This window comes from Cellulosimicrobium sp. BMG9.23, assembly GCF_059159985.1.
Window position 1 is genome coordinate 42,902 of the sequence record NZ_JBZGBZ010000010.1, and the last position, 17,391, is coordinate 60,292.

A 17,391-nucleotide genomic window follows, 5' to 3' on the forward strand; every position below is an offset into this window, starting at 1 on the left:
GGGTTGTGCGTCAGGAGGACGTCTTCGTGACGCACAACCCGGGGTTCGGCGCATGACCGTGACGCACAAGCCGGGGTTCGGCACCGGCGGTGGCGCACAACCCCGGGTTCGGGGCCGGGACTTCGGGCGGTCCGTGACCTGACCTTGCCTGCCGCTCGCAGCCGCGCAGATGCGCGGGATCGTGGGGAGGCCGGTCTAGGCTCGGGCCGTGCACCTCAAGACGCTGACGCTCCGGGGCTTCAAGTCGTTCGCCTCGGCGACGACGCTGAGCTTCGAGCCCGGCGTGACGTGCGTCGTCGGGCCGAACGGGTCGGGGAAGTCGAACGTCGTCGACGCGCTCGCCTGGGTGATGGGGGAGCAGGGCGCGAAGACGCTGCGTGGCGGCAAGATGGAGGACGTCATCTTCGCCGGCACGACCGGCAGGCCGCCGCTCGGGCGCGCCGAGGTCGCGCTGACGATCGACAACACCGACGGCGCGCTGCCGATCGACTACACCGAGGTGACGATCTCCCGGACGCTGTTCCGCAGCGGCGGCTCCGAGTACGCGATCAACGGGTCGCCGTGCCGACTGCTCGACATCCAGGACCTGCTCTCCGACTCGGGCATCGGGCGAGAGATGCACGTCATCGTCGGGCAGGGGCAGCTCGACGCGGTGCTGCGCGCGACGCCGGAGGACCGGCGAGGGTTCGTCGAGGAGGCCGCCGGCGTCCTCAAGCACCGCAAGCGCAAGGAGAAGGCGCTCCGCAAGCTCGACGCCATGCAGGCCAACCTCACGCGGCTCGCCGACCTCACGACCGAGGTGCGGCGTCAGCTGGGCCCGCTCGGGCGTCAGGCGGAGATCGCTCGCAAGGCCGCGACGATCCAGGCCGACGTGCGCGACGCCCGTGCCCGCCTCCTCGCCGACGACCTGGCCCAGCTCACGGCGACCCTCGAGCAGGAGATCGCGGACGAGACCGCGCTGCGAGCCCAGCAGAGCGACGTCGAACGGCAGCTCGCCGCTGCCCGGGACCGGCTCGCGGCGCACGAGCGCGACGCCGCCGCGGCGGCCCCGGCGCTCGGAGCGGCCACCGACGTCTGGTACCGGTTGTCGTCCCTGCGCGAGCGGCTGCGCGGGACGCAGACGCTCGCGGAGGAGCGGCTGCGCCTCCTGGGGCGCCCGGAGCCCACACAGCGCGGGCAGGACCCCGACGACCTCGAGCGACAGGCGGAGCGGGTGCGGGTCACCGAGGCCGAGCTCGAGGACGAGGTCGCCCGTGCCCGTGGGGCCCTCGAGGCGGCCGTCGCGGAGCGCGAGGAGGCGGAGGCTGCCGCGGGCGAGGCGGAGCGCGCCGTCGCGACGCTCCTGCGCGGTGCGGCCGACCGGCGCGAGGGCCTGGCACGCCTCGCGGGCCAGGTCGCCGCGCAGCGCACGCGCGTGGAGGCCGCCGAGGCGGAGATCGGCCGCCTGCGCGAGTCGCTCGCCGAGGCCGAGCGCCGGGGTGCGCAGGCGAGCACCGAGTTCGCCATGCTTGAGACCCAGGTCGTGGGCGTCGAGGAGGGCGAGGAAGGGCTCGACGCCGAGCACGAGGCCGCGGCCGACGACGTCGAGCGCACGGCTGCCGCCGTCGCCGCGCTCGAGGAGCAGGCGAGCCGCGCAGAGCAGGAGCGGGCGACGTGGAGCGCGCGCATCGAGGCGCTCGAGCTGAGCCTCGACCGCAAGGACGGCGCCGGGGCGCTGCTCGCGGCCGACCAGGTCGGCGTCGTCGGCTCGCTCGCGGCGATGCTCGGCATCGAGACGGGGTACGAGGACGCGATCGCGGCAGCCCTCGGTCCGGCGGCCGACGCGGTCACGGTCGAGTCCGTCGACGCCGCGGTCGACGCGCTGCGGTACCTGCGGACCGAGGACGCCGGCCGTGCGGGGCTGGTGGTCGCCGGAGGGCCGAGCGACGAGGGCGACCGAGGGCCGGCGGCGAGGCCGTCCCTGCCCGACGGCGCCCGGTGGGCCGCGGACGTCGTCACCGCGAGCGGCGGGCTGGGACGCGTCGTGGCCGCGCTGCTCGCGGACGCAGCCGTCGTCGACGACCTCGCACAAGCGCGTGCGCTGCTCGCGACGCGACCGGACCTGGTGGCGGTGACCCGTGCGGGAGACCTGCTCGCGTCGGGGCGTGCCTGGGGCGGCAGCGCGTCGGCGCCGAGCGTCCTGCACCTGCAGTCTGCGCTCGACGAGGCCAGGGTCTCCCACGGCGACGCGACCGCCCGCGCCGAGCGCGCCCGGTTCGCGCTCGTCTCCGCCCGGGAGGACGAGGCGGCGGCGCGCGGGCGCCACGACGAGACGCTCGAACGGCTCAACGAGTCGGACGCCCAGCTCGCGGCGGTCGCCGAGCAGCTCGGGCACCTCGGCGCCGCCGCGCGGTCGGCCGCCGCCGAGGCCGAGAGAGCACGGACGACGCTCGCACGGGCGTCGGACGGGCTGGACGAGTCGCGGACGGCGCTCGCCGAGCTCGTCGAGCGGCTCGACGTCGCGCAGGACGCGCCCGAGCAGTCGGAGGACGCCCTGACCGACGCCGGCGCCGAGCGCGACCGGCTCGCGGCGGGAGCCGTGGCGGCGCGGGCACGCGAGACGGAGGCGCGGCTCGCGCTGCGCACGAGCGAGGAGCGTGCACGCGCCGTCGCCGGCCGCGCCCAGGCGCTGGCGCGCGCGGCCGCGGCCGAACGCGACGCGCGCGAGCGCGCGGCACGGCGCGAGGAGGTCCGGGCCCGCCAGGCCGGCCGGGCCGCCACCGTGCGTGACGGCGCCGCGCGCGCGCTGTCGGCCCTCGAGCGCTCCCTCGCCCGGGCGGGCGACGAGCGGGACGCGGCCGAGGCCGCCCGGGCCGAGCACGACGCCGCCGTCACCGCGGCACGGGTAGTCGTCGACGAGCTCGCGACGCGACTGCGCGAGCTGACCGACGTCGCGCACCGCGACGAGGTCGCGCGCGCGCAGCAGCAGCTGCGCATCGAGCAGCTCCGGACGCGGAGCGTCGAGGAGCTCGGCCTCGATCCCGACGTGCTCGTCGACGAGCTCGGCCCGCACCGCCCGGTCCCGGTCACGGGAGCGGCCGCCGACGCGGACGACGAGCCGAGCACCGTGCCCTACGACCGCGCTGCCCAGGAGAGGCGGCTGAAGGCCGCCGAGCGCGACCTCGGCCGGCTCGGGAAGGTCAACCCTCTCGCTCTGGAGGAGTTCGCGGCGCTCGAGGAGCGGCACAAGTTCCTCGCGGACCAGCTCGCGGACCTCAAGAAGTCGCGTGCCGACCTGCTGGAGATCGTCCGCGAGATCGACGAGCGCGTCGAGCGGGTCTTCGCCGACGCCTACCGGGACACCGCGGAGCAGTTCGAGCGGGTCTTCGCGCGCATGTTCCCGGGCGGCGAGGGGCGGCTCGTCCTCACCGACCCCGACGACCTGCTCACGACCGGCATCGAGGTGGAGGCGCGACCGGCGGGCAAGAAGGTCAAGCGGCTCTCTCTGCTGTCCGGGGGAGAGCGCTCGCTCACGGCCGTCGCGCTGCTCGTCGCGATCTTCAAGGCACGGCCGTCGCCGTTCTACGTCATGGACGAGGTCGAGGCGGCGCTCGACGACGTGAACCTGGGACGGCTCCTCGAGATCTTCAAGGAGCTCCAGGAGGACTCCCAGCTCATCGTCGTCACGCACCAGAAGAGGACCATGGAGATCGCCGACGCCCTGTACGGCGTGACGATGCGCGGCGACGGGGTCACCACCGTCATCAGCCAGCGCCTGCGCGAGGCGCGCGAGCCGCAGCCGGCATGATCTGCTGGTCACCGCGAGGGCGTCCTGGACGAAACGGCTGCGTCCGCACGGACCGGACAATCATCGAGAAAACGTTGCAATTCCGCGGCTTGTGAAGATGTGGTGCTGATCGGCGGCTCTCCCGCGCGCCGGTTCGCTCCCACCCTCCTGCCCCGGATACTGGGAGCCATGGTGTGGATGTTCGTGTGGCTCGGGATCGCGCTCGGCGCCGCCGCTGTCGTGTTCCTCTTCGCGAGCGTCGTCGCCCGGTCGGAGTCGGCGGCGACCGACGACCAGGGCATCGGGGGGTTCTGGCGGAACTTCCGCGCGGGGCTGCGCCCGGGGCGCAGCCCGCGCGGCCCGCAGGAGGCGCGCCACGTCGGCACCGTCCGCATGCCCAAGCCGGTCGACTCGACGATGGACGAGTTCTTCACCGCGACCGAGGTCTCGTCGCGGGCGTACGTCGACGCCGAGGAGCTCACGGAGGTCCTGCACCGCGCGCGCGAGCGGGCGACCCGTCCGTTGCACGCGCACGCCGAGCGGTCGCGGAGCGCGACGCTGCCGGCTTCCTCCTCGCCGGACGACGCCACGGACGACGGCACGACGACCGTCTGAGAGACTGCCCGCGTGAACGACCTCCTTCCTCTCTGGATCCTTCTCGGCCTCCTCGTCGTCGTCGGCCTCGTCACGGGCGGCGCGATCTCGGTCCGCCGGCGTCGCGGTGCGCCCGGTGCCGGGCCCGCACCACGGCCGACGGGGGTCACGACGCCGCGGGCCGCCGAGCACGCCGACGACGAGCCGGGAGGAGCCGCCGGGACGGCGGTGCTCGACCGCGACACGGTCGTCGCCGAGCCCGAGACGCCCTCCGCCCCTGCGGTCGAGCGCCCCGAACCGGTCGGGGGGCGCCTCGTCCGGCTGCGCGAGCGGCTCGCGCGCTCCGGCTCGCCGCTCGGCGCCCGGCTGCTCTCGGTCCTGTCGCGCGACCACCTCTCGGAGGACGACTGGGACGAGCTCGAGGAGACGCTCCTGCTCGCCGACGTCGGTGCAGGCCCGGCCGGCGAGCTCATCGAGAGCCTGCGCACCAAGGTGCGGGTGCTCGGCGTGCGCGACGCGCAGAACGTGCGGTCCCTGCTGCGCGACGAGCTCGTCGCGCTCGTCGACCCGACGTTCGACCGGTCGCTCGCGACCACCCCCACCACGACGCAGGACGGGCAGGTCCCGGCCGTCGTGCTGGTCGTCGGCGTCAACGGCACGGGCAAGACGACGACCGTCGGCAAGCTCGCCCGCGTGCTCGTCGCGGAGGACCGCAGCGTCGTCCTCGGTGCGGCGGACACGTTCCGTGCTGCCGCCGCCGACCAGCTCCAGACGTGGGGCGCGCGCGTCGGCGTGCCGACCGTGCGCGCGGACCGCGACGGCGCCGACCCCGCGGCCGTCGCGTTCGACGCGGTGCGCCGTGGGCGGGTCGAGGGCGCCGACGTCGTCCTGGTCGACACCGCGGGCCGTCTGCAGAACAAGGCCGGACTCATGGACGAGCTCGGCAAGATCCGACGCGTCATCACCAAGGAGGCGCCGCTGTCGGAGGTCCTCCTCGTGCTCGACGCGACGACTGGCCAGAACGGGCTCAACCAGGCGCGGGTGTTCGGTGAGGTCGCCGGCGTGACCGGGATCGTCCTCACCAAGCTCGACGGCACGGCTCGGGGCGGCATCGTCGTCGCGGTGCAGCGCGAGCTCGGGGTCCCGGTGAAGCTCGTCGGGCTCGGGGAAGGTCCCGACGACCTCGCGCCGTTCGACCCGGAAGAGTTCGTGGACGGGCTCCTGGGCGGCTGAGCGGCCGCCGTCCACCGCCGCCGGGCCCTCGTCCGCCGTCCGCCGCCCGCTGCCGCGGGGGATCACGGGCAGGTCACGGATCCGGGTCCCGTCTCAGCCAGCGGGCACCGGTAACACAACGTTTACCGGCGCGAGCGTCGTGTCACGCGGACGTAACACGACGACCGTCCGTCGGAAACGCTCGCCCTCGAACGTTGACCTCGGCCGGCCGGACGGGTCGGAGTGCGAGGAGAGAGGGCGGTTCGATGTTCGAGCTGGATACTGGGAACACGGCGTGGATGCTCACGTCCGCGTCTCTCGTGCTGCTGATGACGCCAGGTCTGGCGTTCTTCTACGGCGGCATGGTGCGCGGCAAGAGCGTCCTCAACATGATGATGATGAGCTTCAGCGCCATCGGGGTCGCAGGGCTGGTCTGGGTCCTCTACGGCTACTCCGGGGTGTTCGGCAGCGACCTCGGCGGGATCATCGGCAACCCGTTCGACTACTTCGGTCTCGCCGGCATGACCGACGAGGACAGCCTCATGGCGGCGACCGGCGTGCCGGCGCTCGTCGCGGTCGGGTACCAGGCGACGTTCGCCATCATCACCGTCGCCCTCATCTCCGGCGCGATCGCCGACCGCGTGAAGTTCGGCACCTGGATCGCGTTCACGGCGATCTGGGTCACGCTCGTCTACATCCCCCTGGCGCACATGGTCTGGGGCGGCGGCCTCCTCGGCGCCGACGGCATCACGAGCGGGCTGTCGACGCCCATCGACTTCGCAGGCGGCACGGTCGTCCACATCAACGCCGGCATCGCGGGGCTCGCACTGGCGTTGGTCGTGGGGAAGCGCAAGGGCTTCGGTCGTGAGCCCATGCGGCCCCACAACCTGCCGTTCGTCATGCTGGGCGCCGCGCTGCTGTGGTTCGGCTGGTTCGGTTTCAACGCCGGCTCGGAGTTCGGCGCCGACGCCGTCTCGGGCCGCGCGTGGCTCAACACCCTCGTCGCGACCGGTGTCGCGATGCTCGCCTGGCTCGTCACGGAGAAGCTGCGCGACGGGCACGCGACGTCGCTCGGTGCCGCCTCGGGCGTCGTCGCGGGCCTCGTCGCCATCACCCCGGCCGCGGCGGCGGTCGACACCTTCGGCGCGATCGCGATCGGCCTGGTCGCCGGCGTCCTGTGCGCCCTCGCCGTCGGGCTGAAGTACCGCTTCGGCTACGACGACTCGCTCGACGTGGTGGGCGTCCACCTCGTCGGCGGCCTCGTCGGCACCGTCCTCATCGGCCTCTTCGCCACCGACCAGAACTCTGCCTGGTACCCCGAGGGAGCGCTCAACGGCCTCTTCTACGGCGGCGGCGTGACGCAGCTCGCGACGCAGGTGATCGTGGCTGTCGTCGCCCTCGTCTTCTCCTTCGTCGTCACCTTCGTCATCGCGATCGCCCTCAAGGCGACGGTCGGGTGGCGGGTCAGCGAGGACGCCGAGGTCGGCGGCATCGACCTCGCGGTGCACGGCGAGACCGGGTACGAGAACATCCCCCAGGGCAGCGTCATCAAGGAGGTGCGAGCATGAAGCTCGTCACGGGAATCATCCAGCCGCACCGTCTCGACGACGTGAAGTCGGCGCTCGAGGCAGCGGGCGTGCGCGGCATGACCGTCAGCGAGGCCAGCGGGTACGGCCGCCAGAAGGGCCACACCGAGGTCTACCGCGGCGCCGAGTACACGGTCGACCTCGTCCCCAAGGTCCGCATCGAGGTGCTCGTCGACGACGCCGACTCGGCCGTGGTCACCGAGGTCATCGTCAAGGCGGCGCAGACCGGCAAGATCGGCGACGGCAAGGTCTGGACGGTCCCGGTGGAGGACGTCGCCCGGGTGCGCACGGGCGAGCACGGCCCCGGCGCCCTGTGAGGACGCTGATCCGCGCATGACGGACCACGCCGACACCCCGACCACGGGCGGGGTCGCGGGGGGATCGGCGGAGCACGGTACGGAGGTCCCGCACCCGGACGGGGTGCGGGACCTCCGCGCTCGCACGCTCGAGCTCGCCCGCTCCATGAGCGGTCGCGGCCGCAGCGGCGTCGCGCGCCGTGCCGCCGTCGTCGACCTCGTGACCACGAGCCTCGCGACGCTGTGGAAGGAGGCGACGGACGACGTCGCTCCCGACGGGATCGCGCTCGCTGCGGTCGGGAGCCTGGGCCGCGGGGACATGGGCCCGGCGAGCGACCTCGACCTGGTGCTCGTGCACGACGGGCGCACGCACTCCGCGCAGGAGATCGCCCACGTCGCGGAGCGTCTCTGGTACCCGCTCTGGGACGCGGGCGTCGACCTCGACCACTCGGTGCGGTCGCTCTCGCAGTGCCGCCAGGTGGCCTCGAAGGACGTCCCGGCCGCTGTCGGCTGGCTCGACGTGAGCGCCGTCGCCGGCGACGCCCTCGTCGTCCACCGCGCGTCGTCGGCGGTCCTCACCGACTGGCGGTCGGCGTCACGCCGTCGGCTGCCGGAGCTCCTGTCCTCGACCCGCGACCGGGCCGAGCGCTCCGGCGAGCTCGCCTACCTCATCGAGCCCGACCTCAAGGAGTCGCGCGGCGGCATCCGGGACGCGGTCGTCCTCTCGGCGCTCGCGGCGACGTGGCTCACGGACCGCCCGCACGGGTCCGTGGACCGTGCCTACGCCCACCTGCTCGACGTGCGGGACACGCTGCAGGTCGTGACGGGCCGGCACACGAGCCGGCTGCTGCTCGCGGACCTCGACGACGTGGCCGACGTCGCCGGCTACGACGACCCCGACGAGCTCCTCGCGAGCCTCGCCGAGGCGGGTCGCGAGATCTCGTACGCGCTCGACTCGACCGTCCGCCGCGCCCGCCAGGCGTTGCAGCGGCCCTCGGTCTCGCGCCGTCCCGTGCTCATCCGTGGTCGTCGTGCCGCGCCGCGCCTGCGCTCCGTGGGCGACGGTCTCGTGGAGCACGACGGCGAGCTCGTCCTCGCCGTCGACGCGCACCCGGCGTCCGACCCGCTCCTGTCGCTCCGCGCGGCCGCGACCGCGGCGCGCACCGGTCTGACGCTCTCCCCGGTGTCGGTCGCGAGCCTCGCCGAGTGCCCGCCGGTCCCCGAGCCGTGGCCGAAGGCCGCGCGGGCGGCCTTCCTCTCGCTGCTCGGCTCGGGGCAGGCGCAGGTGGGTGTGTGGGAGGCGCTCGACCTCGCCGGCGTGGTCACGACGTGGATCCCGGAGTGGGCCGGCGTGCGCAACCGCCCGCAGCGGGCCGCGGTGCACCGGCACACCGTCGACCGTCACCTCGTCGAGGTCGTCGCCCGGGCGTCGCGCGACCGCAAGGACGTGGCGCGGGGGGACCTGCTCGTGCTCTCCGCGGTGCTCCACGACATCGGCAAGCGCGCGGGGGCGCAGGACCACTCGGTCGAGGGAGCGCGTCTCGTGCCCGTGATCCTCGGACGGATGGGGTTCGACGCGGGCGTGGTGTCCGACGTCGAGCGCCTCGTGCGACACCACCTCACGCTCTCGCGGCTCGCGGTGAGCGAGGACCCGGACGACCCCGCGACCGTGACCGAGCTCGCCGCGGCCGTCGACCACCGGCCGGAGCTCCTCGAGGTCCTGCGGGCGCTCACGGAGGCGGACGCCTCGTCGCTCGGCCCGAACGCGTGGACCGCGTGGCGCGCCCGGCTCGTCGACGACCTCGTCGGTGCGACGATGCGGGTGCTCAGGGCGGACGACGACGCCGGGCCCCGAGCGCCCGGGTAGGCTTGACCCTCGCGGACGCGCCGTACCGTGCCCTCTCGCTGAGACGGAGCCGGGTGGTGCGCGTCCGCTCCCGAGACGACCGGCGACTGGTGAGGATGACGCGGTGTTCAACACGCTGTCGGACCGACTGACATCGACCTTCAAGAACCTGCGGGCGAAGGGTCGGCTGTCCGAGGCGGACATCGACGCGACGATCCGGGAGATCCGTCGCGCGCTGCTCGACGCCGACGTCGCCGTGCCAGTCGTCCGGGAGTTCACCGCGACCGTGCGCGAGCGCGCGCTGTCGGCTGAGGTCTCAGGGGCGCTCAACCCGGCGCAGCAGGTCGTCAAGGTCGTCAACGAGGAGCTCGTCGCGATCCTCGGCGGCGAGAGCCGGGGGCTGCGGTTCTCGAAGACCCCGCCGACGGTGATCATGCTCGCCGGCCTCCAGGGCGCGGGCAAGACGACTCTCGCGGGCAAGCTCGCTCTGCACCTGCGCGAGCAGGGGCACACACCGCTCCTCGTCGCGGCCGACCTCCAGCGGCCGAACGCCGTCACGCAGCTCTCGGTCGTGGCCGAGCGTGCGGGCGTCCCGGTCTTCGCGCCGCACCCGGGCAACCAGAGCGACGTCGAGGTCGACGACGTCATCGGCGACCCGGTCGCGGTCGCGCGGGACGGTCTCGAGACCGCGCGCCGGCGCGAGCACGACGTCCTCATCGTCGACACCGCGGGCCGTCTGGGCCTCGACTCCGTGCTCATGCAGCAGGCCGCGGACATCCGCGACGCCGTGAACCCGGACGAGATCCTCTTCGTCATCGACGCGATGATCGGTCAGGACGCGGTCGCCACGGCGAAGGCCTTCGAGGAGGGCGTCGACTTCACGGGCGTCGTGCTCACGAAGCTCGACGGCGACGCGCGCGGCGGTGCGGCGCTGTCCGTCACCGGCGTCACGGGCCGCCCCATCCTCTTCGCCTCGACGGGTGAGAAGCTCACCGACTTCGAGGCCTTCCACCCGGACCGGATGGCGTCGCGCATCCTCGACATGGGTGACGTGCTCACGCTCATCGAGCAGGCCGAGAAGGCGTTCGACGCCGAGCAGGCCGCGAAGATGGCGGAGAAGCTCGAGACGGGTCAGGACTTCACCCTCGCGGACTTCCTGGTGCAGATGCAGCAGATGAAGAACATGGGCTCGATGAAGAAGATGCTCGGCATGCTGCCCGGCATGGGCCAGATGCGGGAGGCGCTCGAGAACTTCGACGAGCGCGAGGTCGACCGCATCGAGGCGATCATCCGCTCGATGACCCCCGCCGAGCGCGAGAACCCGAAGATCATCAACGGCTCGCGGCGGGCTCGCATCGCGCGGGGATCCGGGGTCCGGACGTCCGACGTCAACCAGCTGCTCGAGCGGTTCGCGGGCGCGCAGAAGATGATGCGGCAGATGGGTCGTGGCGGGGGCGTGCCCGGGATGCCGGGCATGGGCAACCTGCCGGGCATGGGCGGCAAGAAGTCCCGCGGGCGTCAGGTCCCGCAGCGCAAGGCGAAGGGGAAGTCGGGCAACCCGGCGAAGCGTGCGGAGCAGGAGCGCGCCGCGGCGGCCCGTGCTGCGGGGGAGGTCGTGCGCCCGGCGTCGCCCGCGGGGTCGGCGTTCGGCGTGGGCACGGGAGCGAACCCGGCGGCGCCGCAGGTCCCCGACGACCTCGAGCTGCCGCCGGGGTTCGAGAAGCTCCTCGGCCGCTGACCGCACGTCCCGACCATCCCCACCCTGGAGCCGCATGTCCGCGCTGGAAGGCCCTACGCTGCACGTCCGCGGCCATGTCCTCATCGGTGACGACCGGGAGGTCGGCGACCTGTGGGTCAAGGACGGTCGCGTCAGCCTGACCCGTCCCTCGGCCCAGGGCACGAACATGGTCGACCTCGAGGGCTGGGTGCTGCCGGGTCTCGTGGACGTGCACTGCCACGTCGGGCTCGGTCCGGACGGAGCGGTCGACACCGCCACGGCTCAGGCCCAGGCGCTGGCGGACCGCGACAGCGGCGTGCTGCTCGTCCGCGACGCCGGGTCCCCGGCCGACACGCGGTGGGTCCACGGCCGGCGCGACCTGCCCCGCCTCGTGCGCGCCGGCCGCCACCTCGCGCGGCCGAAGCGCTACCTGCGGCACTACGGGCTCGAGCTCGACGACCCCGCGCAGCTCCCCGAGGCCGTGCGCCGCGAGGCGCGCGCGGGGGACGGGTGGGTCAAGCTCGTCGGCGACTGGATCGACCGCGACCTGGGCGACGAGGGAGACCTGCGTCCGCTGTGGCCCGACGACGTGCTCGCGGAGGCCGTCGCCGTCGCGCACGCCGAGGCGGCGCGCGTCACGGTGCACGCGTTCTCCGACGAGGTGATCCCGTCGTTGCTCGCCGCCGGTGTCGACGGGATCGAGCACGGCACGGGCATCCACCCGGACCTCATGTACGAGATCTCGGAGCGCGGCATCGCCGTCACGCCCACCCTGCTGCAGGTCGGGCGCTTCGAGGACATCGCCCGGCAGGCGGACGCCCGCTACCCGAGGTTCGCCGCGCGCCTGCGCCGCCTGCACGCGCGCCGGTACGAGCAGGCGCGCGCGCTGCACGACGCCGGGATCCAGCTCCTCGTCGGGACCGACGCGGGCGGGACGATCGGCCACGGCCGGCTCGCCGACGAGTGCGCCGAGCTCGTCGCCGCCGGCATCCCGCCCGCCGCCGTCGTCGCCGCCGCGAGCTGGCAGGGTCGCGAGTACCTCGGCTTCACGTCGCTCGTCGAGGGCGCCTCCGCCGACTTCGTCGTCTACCCCGCGGACCCGCGGCTCGACGTCGAGGTCCTGCGCGCACCGACCGCCGTCGTGCTGCGGGGCGAGATCGTGCGGCGGTAGCCGGGTTGGCCGGGCCCCCGGCGGTCTGGCACAATGGCCCGGTACTCGGCGTGCCCGGCCCCTCTCTCCGCGCTCGTCGTGTCCTGAACCCCACCGACGTCCTGGTCCCCACCGGACGAGCACGGGTTCACCCAAACCAGAACCAGGAGTGACCACCACAGTGGCCGTCAAGATTCGTCTGAAGCGTCTCGGCAAGATCCGGGCGCCGTACTACCGTGTCGTCGTCGCGGACTCGCGCACCAAGCGTGACGGTCGCGTCATCGAGGAGATCGGCAAGTACCACCCCACCGAGGAGCCCTCGTTCATCGAGATCACCTCGGACCGCGCGCAGTACTGGCTCGGTGTCGGCGCGCAGCCGACCGAGCAGGTCCTCGCGATCCTCAAGATCACCGGCGACTGGCAGAAGTTCAAGGGCCTGCCGGGCGCCGAGGGCACCCTCCGGGTCAAGGGCGAGAAGGCCGACCCGGCCGCCGCGATCGAGGCTGCTGCCGCGGACGCGGAGAAGGTCAAGGCCGAGGCCGCGCAGAAGAAGTCGGAGCCCGCACCCGAGGCCGCCGACTCCGCCGAGACCGCACCCGCCGGCGACGAGGCCTGATGCTCGCCGAGGCCCTCGAGCACCTGGTGCGCGGCATCGTGGACAACCCGGACGACGTCCGGGTGGGCTCGAAGACGCTGCGTCGCGGTGACCTGCTCGAGGTCCGGGTCCACCCCGACGACCTCGGGCGCGTCATCGGTCGGGGCGGACGCACCGCGCGCGCCCTGCGCACGGTGATCGGGGCCCTGGCGACCGACGGGCCCGTGCGGGTGGACGTCGTCGACGTCGACCGCCGCTGAGCGCCGAAGGACCACGTCCCGCGAGGGACTCGAAGACCCGGCCCGCCGCGAGGTGGGCCGGGTCTTCTCGCTCCCGGACCCCGTCCGGGACACGGACGGGCCGAGCACGGGCCGTCCCATCACACGACCAGAGGAGCACGACCATGCAGCTCACCGTCGCCCGCGTCGGCAAGGCGCACGGGCTGCGGGGCGAGGTGGCGCTCGACCTGCGCACCGACGACCCGGAGACCCGGCTCGCCGTCGGCGCCGCGCTCCCGACCGAGCCGGCCGACGCCGGACCGCTCGTCGTCGCGTCGGTCCGCGTGCACCAGGGGCGCTGGCTGGTGCGGTTCGAGGGCGTCGGCGACCGCACGGCCGCGGAGGCACTGCGAGGGACCCAGCTCGTGGTCGAGGTCGAGGAGTCCGACGAGGAGGACGCCTGGTACTCCCACGAGCTCGCCGGTCTGCGCGCCGAGTCGACGGACGGCACGGAGCTCGGACGGGTCGAGGGCCTGGACGAGGCGCCGGCGCACGACCTGCTCGTCCTGCGCGAGCCCGACGGGACCCGCACGCTCGTCCCCTTCGTGCGCGCCATCGTGCCGGTCGTCGACGTCCCCGGGGGCCGCGTCGTGCTGGACCCGCCGGGTGGTCTGCTCGCGTCCGACGCCGACCGGCTCGACGTCGCGACCCCCGAGGAGGACTGACGTGCGGATCGACGTCGTCACGATCTTCCCCGACTACCTGGCGGCGCTCGACCTGTCCCTCGTGGGCAAGGCCCGGACGGCGGGCATCCTCGACCTGCGCGTCCACGACCTGCGCGACTGGACGACCGACCGGCACCGCACGGTCGACGACACCCCGTTCGGCGGCGGCGCAGGCATGGTCATGCGGCCCGACGTGTGGGGTCGGGCGATCGCGGACGTCGCGGAGACGGAGCGGCCCGCGGACGGGCCCGACGTCGCGCCGTCCGGAGGGGCGGGGCCGCACCTCGTCGTGCCGACGCCGTCGGGCGAGACCTTCACCCAGCGCACGGCGGAGACGCTCGCTGGGGAGGGGCACCTCGTCTTCGCCTGCGGGCGCTACGAGGGCATCGACGCGCGCGTCGCCGAGCGCCACCGTGCCGCCGGCGGCAGGGTGAGCGAGCTGTCGATCGGCGACTACGTGCTCAACGGGGGCGAGGTCGCGGCCCTCGTCATGATCGAGGCGGTCGCGCGGCTGCTGCCCGGCGTCGTCGGGAACCCGGAGTCGCTCGTCGAGGAGTCGCACGGCGCGGCCGGGCTGCTCGAGTACCCCGTGTACACGAAGCCGCCGGTGTGGGAGGGCCTCGAGGTCCCGGACGTCCTGCTCTCCGGGCACCACGCGCGGATCCACCGGTGGCGGCGGGACGAGGCGCTGCGGCGCACGGCCGCGCGGCGGCCCGACATGGTCCGGGTCCTCGATCTCGCGGCGCTCGACCGCCATGACCTCGAGGTCCTCGCCGAGTCGGGCTGGTCGCCCCGTGAGGATCGGCTCGAACAGGACGGCTGACTCCCCGGCCCCGCGGTGTGGCAGAATGGGCCCTCGGTGCGCGCCGACTCCCGGACTCTGCCACAGGGGACGTCCGGGACACGACATGAGATCGACGGCATGACGCGCACCGTCCTGACGAGATCAGCCCGGGTCGCCCTGGGCCACGAGCACGCGTACCGACCTGTGGCGGGCGAGGAGAACCATCATGCACACGCTGGACAGCGTCGACGCAGCATCCCTGCGTTCCGACGTCCCGGACTTCCGTCCCGGTGACACCCTGAAGGTCAACGTCAAGGTCGTCGAGGGCAACCGCTCCCGCATCCAGGCGTTCCAGGGCGTGACCATCGCGCGCCAGGGCCACGGCGTCCGCGAGACCTTCACGGTCCGCAAGATCAGCTTCGGTGTCGGCGTCGAGCGCACGTTCCCCGTGCACTCGCCCTCCATCGAGTCGGTCGAGGTCGTCACGCGCGGTGACGTCCGCCGCGCCAAGCTCTACTACCTGCGTCAGCTTCGCGGCAAGAAGGCGAAGATCAAGGAGAAGCGCGAGACGCGCTGACCGACCGCAGTCGCGAACGGGCGGCCGCCCCCTGGGGGCGGCCGCCCGTTCGGCGTCCCAGGGTCTGACGGACCGTCCCGATTCCCGGTCCGTTTCCCGGAAGCCGCCCGAAGGTGGCAAGGTGAACGCGTGACCGACAGCGCCCCCACCCGCGGCCCTCGATCCGACGCCCGACCCGAGCTTGGGACGGGCGGGGTCGACGACGCCGCCGGCACCCCCCTCGGGGCGGCGGCCGACGCGCGCCTCGAGCCCAGCGAGGGGCCCGACGGGGAGGCGGCGCCCCCGTCCGAGCGTCCGGCGCGCAGGTCGTCGCTCCTGCGGGAGACGGCGATCATCGTGGTGAGTGCGCTGATCCTCTCGCTGCTCATCAAGACGTTCCTGGTCCAGGCGTTCTTCATCCCGAGCGCGTCGATGGAGGACACGCTCGTCGAGGGTGACCGGGTGATGGTCTCGCGGCTCGTGCCGGGCGTGTTCGACGTGCACCGGGGCGACGTGGTGGTGTTCAAGGACCCGGGTGGGTGGCTGCCCCCGGCGGTGCCGCAGGAGCAGAGCGCGCTGACGGAGGCTGCGACGGCTGCTCTGACGTTCATCGGTCTGCTGCCGCAGGACACGGGTGAGCACCTCATCAAGCGCGTCGTCGGGACGCCCGGTGATCACGTGGTCTGCTGCGACGCCGAAGGTCGCGTGAGCGTGAACGGCGTGCCGATCGACGAGACGTACATCAAGCCCGGCTCGGTGCCCAGCCAGGACCCGTTCGACCGGACGGTTCCGGACGACATGCTCTTCGTCATGGGGGACAACCGGCAGAACTCGCAGGACTCGCGCTACAACACCGGCAAGCCGGGCGGCGGGTACGTGCCGATGAGCAACGTCGTCGGCACCGCGTTCGTCAAGGTCTGGCCGCTGTCCCACGCGGGCCTGCTGCGCAACCCCGGCGACGTGTTCGCCGACGTCCCGGAGCAAGAGCCGTGACGAGCGGGACGGTCGCGGCGCCCCGGCGCAGCAGCCCTCGGGCAGCCTCCGCGCCGGGTGGCGGCACGCGACGTCGGCCGGACCTGCGCCACGAGCGCGCGATGCTGCGCGACGGCGCGCGGTACGTCGCGGGGATGGACGAGGTCGGGCGAGGTGCGCTCGCCGGGCCGGTCTCCGTGGGCGTCGTCGTCGTGGACCTGGCGACGAAGCCGTGCCCGCCGGGGCTCACCGACTCCAAGCTCCTCACGCCCTCGGCGCGGGAGGCGCTCGTCCCGCTCGCGCGCGCCTGGTCGCACGCGTGGGCCGTCGGGCACGCCGGACCCGCGGAGATCGACGCCCACGGGATCGTCGGCGCCCTGCGTCTCGCGGGGCGCCGCGCGCTCGCCCAGGTGCGCCGCACCGTGGGGGACATCGACGCCGTCCTCCTCGACGGCAAGCACGACTGGCTGAGCCGGCCGTCGGCCGTCGACCTCTTCGAGGCCTTCGAGCTCGACCCGCACGTCGACGACGCGGTCGCCGACCCGCGCGTGCGCACGCTCGTCAAGGCCGACCTGCAGTGCGCGTCCGTCGCCGCGGCCAGCGTGCTGGCCAAGACCGAGCGGGACGCGCTCATGACGCGGCTCGCGCGGCAGTACCCGGTGTTCGGGTGGGACCAGAACAAGGGCTACGGCGCCTCGACGCACGTGGAGGCGCTGCGCGAGCACGGCCCCACCCCGCAGCACCGGCGCAGCTGGCGGCTGCCGGAGCGGGGCGACGAGCTGTCGCCGCTCCTCGACGCTGCGGGACCGGAGGGAGCGCCGGGCAGGTCGGATGCTGCCCTCGTCTACGGGCCGCCGGTCGTCGCGCTCGAGCTCGACCCCGACGCCTCGCTCCCGACCAGCTGAGCGGCGCCGGGCCTGCGCGGGCGTCCGGATGGTCCATGATGGAGACGTGAGCGCCGAAGACCTCGAGAACTACGAGACCGAGATGGAGCTCGCGCTGTACCGCGAGTACCGCGACGTGGTGGGCCTGTTCTCGTACGTGGTGGAGACCGAACGTCGCTTCTACCTGGCGAATCAGGTGGACCTCCAGGTGCGTTCGGCCGCCGGCGAGGTGTACTTCGAGCTGCGGCTCGCCGACGCGTGGGTCTGGGACGTGTACCGCTCGGCACGGTTCGTGAAGTCCGTGCGCGTCGTCACCTTCAAGGACGTCAACGTCGAGGAGCTGGCGAAGGCCGAGCTCCAGCTGTAGGCCCCCGGGCCCGGCCGTCACGAGCTGAGCCGTCGCGTCCTGAGCCGCTGCCGTGGGTTCCCGGCGGTCCTGGCCGTCCACAGGCCCGCGTCCGGTCACCTGGTCCACACCCGGGCTCCCGAC

The 17,391-nt window shown here is 73.7% G+C and carries 16 protein-coding genes; all 16 read left to right on the forward strand.

Annotated features, from left to right (window positions below; translation table 11 throughout):
• The first annotated feature begins 208 nt into the window (after window positions 1-208).
• The 16 genes from smc (at window position 209) to AC4H2G_RS17955 (ending at window position 17,268) form a co-directional block, all read left to right on the forward strand.
• Window positions 209-3,787, forward strand: coding sequence for a chromosome segregation protein SMC (gene smc, locus AC4H2G_RS17880; protein WP_494367087.1), 3,579 nt, complete (start codon window positions 209-211; stop codon window positions 3,785-3,787).
• Window positions 3,788-3,955: 168 nt separating this feature from the next.
• The gene (locus tag AC4H2G_RS17885) at window positions 3,956-4,381 is read left to right on the forward strand and encodes a hypothetical protein (protein ID WP_494367088.1); all 426 of its coding nucleotides are present in this window, start codon (window positions 3,956-3,958) and stop codon (window positions 4,379-4,381) included.
• A 12-nt stretch (window positions 4,382-4,393) separates the two neighbouring features.
• The gene (gene ftsY, locus AC4H2G_RS17890; RefSeq protein WP_494367089.1) at window positions 4,394-5,593 is read left to right on the forward strand and encodes a signal recognition particle-docking protein FtsY; all 1,200 of its coding nucleotides are present in this window, start codon (window positions 4,394-4,396) and stop codon (window positions 5,591-5,593) included.
• Between the two features lie 245 nt (window positions 5,594-5,838).
• Window positions 5,839-7,140, forward strand: a complete 1,302-nt coding sequence (locus tag AC4H2G_RS17895; protein WP_494367090.1) for an ammonium transporter — start codon at window positions 5,839-5,841, stop codon at window positions 7,138-7,140.
• Entirely contained in the window at window positions 7,137-7,475 is a 339-nt protein-coding gene (locus AC4H2G_RS17900) for a P-II family nitrogen regulator (protein ID WP_251150647.1), read from the forward strand. The genes AC4H2G_RS17895 and AC4H2G_RS17900 overlap by 4 nt, the downstream gene beginning before the upstream one ends.
• Before the next feature lie 16 nt (window positions 7,476-7,491).
• Window positions 7,492-9,321, forward strand: coding sequence for a [protein-PII] uridylyltransferase (locus tag AC4H2G_RS17905; RefSeq protein WP_494367091.1), 1,830 nt, complete (start codon window positions 7,492-7,494; stop codon window positions 9,319-9,321).
• Between the two features lie 103 nt (window positions 9,322-9,424).
• Window positions 9,425-11,038 carry a signal recognition particle protein gene (ffh, locus tag AC4H2G_RS17910; RefSeq protein ID WP_494367092.1) on the forward strand — a complete coding sequence of 538 codons (1,614 nt, stop codon included), beginning with the start codon at window positions 9,425-9,427 and terminating at the stop codon, window positions 11,036-11,038.
• 34 nt (window positions 11,039-11,072) lie between these two features.
• Entirely contained in the window at window positions 11,073-12,188 is a 1,116-nt protein-coding gene (locus AC4H2G_RS17915; protein WP_494367093.1) for an amidohydrolase family protein, read from the forward strand.
• A gap of 160 nt (window positions 12,189-12,348) precedes the next feature.
• The gene (rpsP, locus tag AC4H2G_RS17920; protein ID WP_494367240.1) at window positions 12,349-12,783 is read left to right on the forward strand and encodes a 30S ribosomal protein S16; all 435 of its coding nucleotides are present in this window, start codon (window positions 12,349-12,351) and stop codon (window positions 12,781-12,783) included.
• Window positions 12,783-13,022 carry an RNA-binding protein gene (locus tag AC4H2G_RS17925; RefSeq protein ID WP_251150651.1) on the forward strand — a complete coding sequence of 80 codons (240 nt, stop codon included), beginning with the start codon at window positions 12,783-12,785 and terminating at the stop codon, window positions 13,020-13,022. The genes rpsP and AC4H2G_RS17925 overlap by 1 nt, the downstream gene beginning before the upstream one ends.
• Window positions 13,023-13,165: 143 nt before the next feature.
• Window positions 13,166-13,705, forward strand: coding sequence for a ribosome maturation factor RimM (gene rimM / locus AC4H2G_RS17930; RefSeq protein ID WP_494367094.1), 540 nt, complete (start codon window positions 13,166-13,168; stop codon window positions 13,703-13,705).
• Between the two features lies 1 nt (window position 13,706).
• On the forward strand, window positions 13,707-14,528 hold the full coding sequence (trmD, locus tag AC4H2G_RS17935) for a tRNA (guanosine(37)-N1)-methyltransferase TrmD (RefSeq protein ID WP_494367095.1): 822 nt from the start codon (window positions 13,707-13,709) through the stop codon (window positions 14,526-14,528).
• A gap of 187 nt (window positions 14,529-14,715) precedes the next feature.
• On the forward strand, window positions 14,716-15,066 hold the full coding sequence (gene rplS / locus AC4H2G_RS17940) for a 50S ribosomal protein L19 (protein WP_494367096.1): 351 nt from the start codon (window positions 14,716-14,718) through the stop codon (window positions 15,064-15,066).
• Between the two features lie 129 nt (window positions 15,067-15,195).
• Window positions 15,196-16,038, forward strand: coding sequence for a signal peptidase I (gene lepB, locus AC4H2G_RS17945; protein WP_494367097.1), 843 nt, complete (start codon window positions 15,196-15,198; stop codon window positions 16,036-16,038).
• Complete coding sequence (gene rnhB, locus AC4H2G_RS17950) at window positions 16,035-16,922, forward strand: ribonuclease HII (protein ID WP_494367098.1); 888 nt, start codon at window positions 16,035-16,037, stop codon at window positions 16,920-16,922. Before lepB ends, rnhB begins: the two co-directional genes overlap by 4 nt.
• Before the next feature lie 46 nt (window positions 16,923-16,968).
• A complete protein-coding gene (locus tag AC4H2G_RS17955; protein ID WP_024840525.1) occupies window positions 16,969-17,268 on the forward strand; it encodes a DUF2469 domain-containing protein in 300 nt (99 codons plus the stop codon).
• The last annotated feature ends 123 nt before the right edge of the window (window positions 17,269-17,391 follow it).